Below are 6,973 nucleotides of genomic sequence, written 5' to 3'. Positions count from 1 at the left end.
GGGCCGGGGAGGCGCCGGTGGGCCGGTGGGTCGTCCCTCCCAGCCGTCCGGGCAGTGGTCGGGGGTCGCCGGGGGTTCCACGATCGGCTCGGGCTTGTGGATATCCGGCAGGTCCGCGGGCAACGGGTAGGCGTTGACGGCGTAGCCGTGCGCCCACGCGTTGACGTTGGCGACGTAGGCGAGCGAGTTGTTGTAGGCGAGGATGGCCCGGGTGCGGGCCGCGGGGTCGCCCATCGAGCCGCCCTGCCCGCACAGCAGGGTCGCGGCCGCGAGAGCGCCGTCGTAGATGTTGTTGGGGTCGGCCACGCCGTCACCGTTGCCGTCCCTGCCCAGCACGGCCCAGGTGGACGGGATGAACTGCACGGGCCCGACCGCCCGGTCGTACTCGGTGTCGCCGTCGAACCTCCCGCCGTCGGTGTCGGTGATGACGGCGGTACCGGGCAGGGACCCGTCCAGGCGGGGACCGAGTATCCGACCGATGGTGTTGCCCTGCGCGTCGAAGCGGCCTCGTCCCTGGTTGGACTCGACCTGACCGATACCCGCGAGGATGGTCCAGTCCATCTCGCACGCGGGCTTCTCGATGTTCAGGCGGTCGGCGGCGCGGTGGTAGGCGTCGAGGGCGATCCCGGGGATGCCCAGGGGGCCGTCGGGGATCGTCGCCGGCTCGATGTGCGCGGCCCCGGGGTCGTCCGCCTCGCTCGGCGGCGGGGTCTCGGAGGTCGGGGAGGCGGTACCTGGTGCGGTCGTCGGGTCCTGGGCCGCGGTCTCGGCCGCCTGGACGATGCCGGACGCGCCGGTGGGTCGACTGTGGTCCATCGTCAGGCTCACGGCCGTGAGTACGCCGATCACTCCTGCGGCGACCGCGGCGCTGGCCAGTACCCGTCGATCAGTATCGCGCGCGATCTTGCGCAAAGCTCCCCCTACAACGTCCGGACGGTGTCGCGAGCGGGGTGCGTCGTGACATCGCTGCCGTGCGGGTCGACGCTACCTCCGGCCCCTGGTGTCTGAATCGTTTTTGCCCCGTTCGGTGTTACTGCCATCACAATCGCGGGTCGCGAGCAGGGCTTCGATCCGCTCGACCGAGCTCTTCAGGTCGTCGAGCTCGCGGCGCAGGTAGTCGCGGGTCACCGTCTCGCCCACGGAGAGCCGGACGGAGGCCAGCTCCCGTGCCAGGAACTCGGTGTCCGCCTTGGTCTGGGTCGCACGCAACCTGTCCACCGCGATGGACTCCTTGTCCCGGTCCTCCTGCCGGTTCTGTGCCAACAGGATCAACGGCGCCGCGTAGGCCGCCTGGGTCGAGAAGGCGAGATTGAGAAGGATGAACGGGTAGGGGTCGAAACGCAGCGCCACCACCGTGACGTTGATGAGGATCCAGACGATGACGACGATCGTCTGGATCAGCAGATACTGGCCGGTTCCGAAGAAGCGCGCGATGGCCTCGCTGTATCGGCCCACGGCGTCGGGATCGACTGTGATGCGGGGCCGCCGTGAGGTGACGGGAGTCGAGAGCGCCGAGCGTGTGCCGGGTTCGGTCACCGACGTACCTCTCTGGTGTCATGCAGGTCCAGGTCACGCCAGTCCTCGGGGAGGAGGTGGTCGAGGAGATCGTCGACCGCCACCGCCCCCAGCAGGTGCCCCTCGTCGTCGACGACCGGTCCGCACACGAGGTTGTACGTCGCGAAGAACCTGGTCACCGAGTCGACGGAGTCCGTGGGGCGCAGGGTGGACAGGCTGGTGTCCACGGTCTCGGCGACCATCGTCGACGGCAATTCCCTGAGCAGTGCCTGGATGTGGACGCAGCCGAGGTATTTCCCCGTCGGGGTGGCCGTGGGGGACCGGACCACGAAGACGAGACTCGCCAGCGCCGGGCTCAGGTCGGGATTACGGCAGTGGGCCAGTGCCTCCGCGACGGTCGTCTGCGGCGACAGGATGATGGGCTCCGGGGTCATGAGCCCCCCGGCGGTGTCGGCGTCGAACGTCAGCAGCCGCCGGACCGGCGCGGACCCGTCCGGGTGCATGAGCTCGAGAAACGACTCCGCGTCCTTCTCCGGCAGTTCCCCCAACAGGTCCGCGGCGTCGTCGGGGTCCATCGCCTCGAGGACGTCCGCCGCCCGTTCGAGTTCGAGCCGGGTCACGATCTCGGTCTGCTCGTCGTGGGGGAGCTCCTGGAGGATGTCCGCGAGCCGCTCGTCGTCGAGGGTGCGGGCCACCTCGAGCCGACGGACCTCGGGCAGTTCCCGCAGCGCGTGCGCGACGTCCGCCGGGCGCAGATCGGCGTAGCGTTCCACCAGGCTCTCGGCCCCGTGTTCGGGAGTGCCGATGGCGTCGTCGTCCAGCCCGTCGATCCGAGCCCACGGCTGGATCGACACCGGCCCCCGGCGACCGAGTGGTCCGCGCCCGCGCCGAACCCGGACGGCCAGACGGGAGACGAGCCAGTCGCGGGTGCGCTGCTGCTCGATCTCCACGTCGACGACCTGGTAGCGCGCCGTCGCCGCCGACCGGGTCGTGCCGGTCGCGCCGGGGGGCGCGGCGCCGGTCGTGCCGCGCTCCGGATCGACCCCGACGATCGAGTCCACCAGCGCCCCGAGCACGAGGTTCTCCCCGGGCCTGGACTGGAACCGGTGGAGATTGATGGTTCCGGAGACGAGCGCGACCGAACGGGGCTCGACCGCCGCGACCCTCAACATCGGGACGAAGATCCGCCGACGGGTCGGCAGCTCCACCACCAGTCCGAGCACCCGGGGCTGCTTGTGCCGGGCACGCATCGTCACCACGACGTCACGGATCCGCCCGATGTCGTCCCCGTCAGGGCCGATCACCGGCAGTCCGGCTAGCCTGGCGACGAACGCCTTGTTGAGGTTCGCCATGCGGACCAGGTTAGTCCCCGGGTGGTGGATCGCACCCCGCCCGCACCGCACCGGAAGGGAGTGCCCGCAGATGACCCCCGCCCAGTACTCGGATCCCGCACCAGCGGATTCCGCTGCGGCGACGATCGCCGATCTCCGCGCCCGCCCACGGCGCACGGTCCTCGCCGTCCCCGGCAGCAGCGTCAAGATGATCGACAAGGCGCGCGGCCTGCCGGTGGACGAGGTGTTCCTCGACCTCGAGGACGCCGTGGCGGGACCGGCAAAGGAGCAGGCCAGGGAGAACGTCGTCGAGGCGCTCACCACGGAGGGCTTCGCCGCGCCGACGGTCGTCGTGCGGGTCAACGCGTGGGACACCGAGTACACGGTCCGCGACGTGACGGAGGTGGTCGGCCGGGCCGGCGCCCACGTCGACGCACTGCTGCTGCCCAAGGCGCGGTCCGCCGCGGAGGTCCGGGCCCTCGACCTGGTCCTGACCCAGGTCGAGAAGTCAGCGGGACTGCCGGTCGGGCACATCGGGATCGAGCCCCAGATCGAGGACGCGCTCGGGCTCACCCACATCGATGAGATCGCCGCCGCCAGCCCCCGGGTCCTGACACTGGTGTTCGGACCCGCGGACTTCATGGCCTCGATCGGCATGCGCACGCTCACCGTGGGGGAGCAGCCCGAAGGCTACGCGCCGGGAGACGCGTACCACCACGTGCTGTTGAGCATCCTCGTCTCGGCCCGCGCGCACGGACTGCAGGCGATCGACGGGCCGTTTCTCAAGGTGAGGGACGTGGAGGGTTTCCGACGGGCGGCGGCGCGCACCGCGGCGCTGGGATTCGACGGCAAGTGGGTCCTGCATCCCGCCCAGGTCGACGCGGGCAACGAGGTGTTCAGCCCACGCCAGGACGAGTTCGACAAGGCGGAGGGGATCCTCGCCGCCTACGCCCACTCGACATCGGCCGAGGGAGGGGCTCGCGGCGCGGTGATGTTCGGGGACGAGATGCTCGACGAGGCCAGCCGCAAGATGGCCCTGGTGGTCTCCGCACGGGGTCGGGCGGCAGGGATGACGACGTCGGGTACACACGAGACCGGTCCCCACGGGTCGGCGACGGAAGGATCGAACTGATGACCACTCCCATCTCCCCGACCTCCGGCAGGACCGGTCGCGGTCAGACGCCCGGGCTCCCCACCCCTCCCACCGGATGGGTCGTGGGTTCCTACCCGACCTACGCCCAGGCGCAGGCCGCCGTGGATCACCTCGCCGACGAGGACTTCCCGGTCCACGAGGTGACCATCGTGGGCGTGGACCTCATGCAGGTGGAACGTGTGACCGGCCGCCTGACCTGGCCCAAGGTCCTGCTCGGCGGACTGGCGACCGGGGCGTGGCTGGGGCTCTTCGTGGGTCTGCTCGTCGGGATATTCACCCAACCGATGTGGGGGGTCGTCCTCACCGGACTCGTGGGCGGTTCGGTCTTCGGTGTGGTCTCGGCGTCGCTGTCGTACGCCGCGACGCGGGGGAAGCGCGATTTCGCGTCGACCTCGCAGCTGGTCGCCGGTCGCTACGACATCCTGTGCGAGCCCGCGAACGCCGAGAAGGTCCGCGACGAGCTCGCGCGCCTCGGCCTCTCGTGAGTCTCCCGGGAGCCGGATCCGACCCGCCGGCCGTCCTGGCAGCGGTCCGGGAGCACCTGGTCACTCATCTGGGCCCGGAACCGCAGGAGGCGTCGGTCACCTTCCTGGGGGCCGCTCCGATCCGGGTCCTGCGCTTCGTGGACCTCGAGTCGGGGCTGGTCCGCTACGTCTCGCTCGGATGTTCGGCCGATCCCATGGGTGACCCGTCCGCCCTCGTCCCCGACCCGGCGGCGCCACGGGCCGAGCTCTGCCTGGTGCTCCGGGGCGGGGTCGACGGGGTCGTGCGCGCGCTGGCCGTCCTCGCGGCCGCGCCGGCGGTCGAGGGTCTGGTGCTCTCGGAGGGCGCGCTCGTCGACCTGGGTGAGCCGCTGTGGCCGGGCGCGGCGTTCACCGCCGTCGTCCTGCGCGCGCCCGAGGTCCCGGACGTCGAGCTGCGCGGGGAGGCCGCGCCCGTGAGGATCTTCCGGGCGGTCCCGGTGACCCACACCGAGGCGGCCTGGGTGCGGCTCAAGGGAGCCGGGGAACTCGAGGACGCGTGGACCGAGGCCGGGATCGACGTGACCGACCCCGCGCGCCGAGCGGTGAACCCGGGCCTGGCGCGCTGACTACAGCCAGCGGTTTCTCCGGAAGAGCAGGAACAACGCCGTGCACGCGGCGGCCATGACGCCGAGCACGACGTAGTAGCCGTACTCGGTCCGGAGTTCGGGCATGTTGGTGAAGTTCATGCCGTAGATCCCCGCGATCATCGTGGGCACCACGGCGATCGCCACCCACGCGGAGATCCGCCGCATGTCGGTGTTCTGCTGGACACCGATCATCGCCATGGCGGCGTGGACCAGAGAGGTGATCTGCTCGTCGAGGGTCGTGACCTCGGCGGCGACCCGGGTGTGGTGGTCCTGGACGTCGCGGAAGTAGTGCCGCACCTCGGAGGGGATCAGGTCGACGTGCTCGACCGACAGGTGCCGCAGAGGGAGGGCCAGCGGGGCGATGTCGTGCTTGAGTTCGAGCAGTTCGCGCTTGAGGACGTAGATCTGCTCGATGCCGACCGGGGTGCGCGGGGCGAACACCGCGATCTCGAGATCGTCGATCTCCCGGCTCATCCTCTCGGCGACCTCGAGGTAACCGTCCACCACACGGTCGGCCACGGCGTGCATCACGACCGCGGGCCCTCGGGACAACCTCTCGGGTGCGCCCTCGAGTTCCGCGCGGAGGCCGGACAGGGCCGGGATGTCGCCGTGACGGACGGTGATGACGAAATCACGGCCGAGGATCACCATGATCTCACCGGTGGAGACGATGTCCGTGGTGTCGAAGATGCCGGTGACTTCGCCGCCATCGGTGGCGTCCGTCACCGACCGGTGCTCGAGATACTCGACAGTCGACATGGTCAGGACCACGGTGTCGTCGTAGGCCTCCAGCTTCGGTCGCTGCCGCCCGCTGGTCGCGTCCTCGGCGATCAGCTCGTGCAGACCGAACGCCGACGCGACTGTGTCCATCTGATGCCGGTCCGGGTCGTGGAGGCCGATCCACACGAAACCCCGCCCGGTCTCCCGGACCCGTTCGATCGCGGTCCGATGGGTGACATGCCCCTGTTCGCGGACACCGTCGACGTAGACACCGCAGCCGACCACCGCGCGTTCGGCGGGAACGGCCGGACCCGAGGGGGTGGGCACGGGAAGGGTCGTCGTGTTCCGCAGTCTCCGGACACTGGGCACCTGGGCTCCCCTCGATCGTTGCCCTGACCCTATCGGGCGTCGGACCTCCAGACGAGACCGTTAGGGTGCTGCTGGGACACTGGTGGACAGTGTCGCACCGTCTGGTGCGGACGTGACGAGGAAGGACGTGGTCGTGTGCGGCGGACGGGGGACGGGGCCGGGGTACGGGCACTGGCGATCGCCGGGGCCGCCGTGGTGGGGTTGAGCGGATGCCAGGCGCAGTCCTCGATAATCCCCGCCCACCAGCCCGATCCGGTGGTGGTGATCGAGACCGCCTCGTTCGGTGAGGCCGAGATCGTCGGCCACATCTACGGCAACGCGCTGTTACGCTCCGGCTCCCGGGCCACCATCCGGTCGCAGTCCGGGAGCCAGGCCGAGGTTCTCGAGTCGGTGACGACCGGGGACGCCACCTTCACCATCGGGTACACCGGGGAACTGCTGCGCTCCTTCGATCCCCAGTCGACGGCGGTCGACGCGGACGAGGTGTACAGAGCGATGATGGCGGCCCTGCCCGAGGGTGTGACCGCGGCCGACCCGGCTCCCGCCGAGGACGCCCCCGTGTACGTGGTGACCCGGCACACCTCGCAGACCCGCGGTCTACGGACCATGTCCGACCTCGAGAGCCGGTGCGGCGAGTTCACGCTGGGCGCACGCCAGGAGGCGCTCGCGGACAGAGAGCTGGCCACCGCCGTGGGCGGGACGTACGACTGCGGGTTCGGGCGGCGGGTGGCGCTCGGGCCGAACCCTCGCGCCGTCCTCGAGGCGCTGCGGGCG

At 70.6% G+C, this 6,973-nt stretch carries 8 protein-coding genes; 4 read left to right on the top strand and 4 right to left on the bottom strand.

From position 1 onward, the window contains the following. From IY392_RS10040 to IY392_RS10030, 3 genes are all read right to left on the bottom strand, one after another. Window positions 1-912, bottom strand: a 912-nt coding sequence (locus IY392_RS10040) for a lytic transglycosylase domain-containing protein (RefSeq protein WP_194861128.1), incomplete at its 3' end; no start/stop codon positions are given. A 72-nt stretch (window positions 913-984) separates the two neighbouring features. After that, window positions 985-1,536: a DUF1003 domain-containing protein gene (locus tag IY392_RS10035; RefSeq protein WP_107756744.1), complete on the bottom strand. Its 552-nt coding sequence runs from the start codon at window positions 1,534-1,536 to the stop codon at window positions 985-987. After that, complete coding sequence (locus IY392_RS10030) at window positions 1,533-2,867, bottom strand: magnesium transporter MgtE N-terminal domain-containing protein (protein WP_107758129.1); 1,335 nt, start codon at window positions 2,865-2,867, stop codon at window positions 1,533-1,535. Before IY392_RS10030 ends, IY392_RS10035 begins: the two co-directional genes overlap by 4 nt. A 70-nt stretch (window positions 2,868-2,937) precedes the next feature. On the opposite strand from IY392_RS10030, the gene IY392_RS10025 reads away from it, so the two are divergent. Genes IY392_RS10025 through IY392_RS10015 form a run of 3 tightly spaced genes read left to right on the top strand, consistent with a single transcriptional unit; the run spans window position 2,938 to window position 5,089 of the window. Then, window positions 2,938-3,978, top strand: a complete 1,041-nt coding sequence (locus IY392_RS10025) for a CoA ester lyase (RefSeq protein WP_194861127.1) — start codon at window positions 2,938-2,940, stop codon at window positions 3,976-3,978. Beyond that, window positions 3,978-4,484 (top strand): general stress protein, encoded by a 507-nt coding sequence (locus IY392_RS10020; RefSeq protein ID WP_107756742.1) that lies wholly within the window; start codon window positions 3,978-3,980, stop codon window positions 4,482-4,484. The genes IY392_RS10025 and IY392_RS10020 overlap by 1 nt, the downstream gene beginning before the upstream one ends. Beyond that, window positions 4,481-5,089: a suppressor of fused domain protein gene (locus IY392_RS10015; RefSeq protein ID WP_194861126.1), complete on the top strand. Its 609-nt coding sequence runs from the start codon at window positions 4,481-4,483 to the stop codon at window positions 5,087-5,089. The genes IY392_RS10020 and IY392_RS10015 overlap by 4 nt, the downstream gene beginning before the upstream one ends. On the opposite strand, the gene IY392_RS10010 is transcribed toward IY392_RS10015, so the two are convergent. Beyond that, complete coding sequence (locus tag IY392_RS10010) at window positions 5,090-6,181, bottom strand: magnesium and cobalt transport protein CorA (protein ID WP_228549251.1); 1,092 nt, start codon at window positions 6,179-6,181, stop codon at window positions 5,090-5,092. A 153-nt stretch (window positions 6,182-6,334) separates the two neighbouring features. On the opposite strand from IY392_RS10010, the gene IY392_RS10005 reads away from it, so the two are divergent. Continuing rightward, on the top strand, window positions 6,335-6,973 hold a 639-nt coding region (locus IY392_RS10005; RefSeq protein ID WP_194861124.1), incomplete at its 3' end, for a glycine betaine ABC transporter substrate-binding protein.

It is taken from the genome of Dietzia sp. SYD-A1 (assembly GCF_015356725.1).
Lineage (GTDB): Bacteria > Actinomycetota > Actinomycetes > Mycobacteriales > Mycobacteriaceae > Dietzia.
This window is presented reverse-complemented; position numbering and strand designations above follow the sequence as displayed.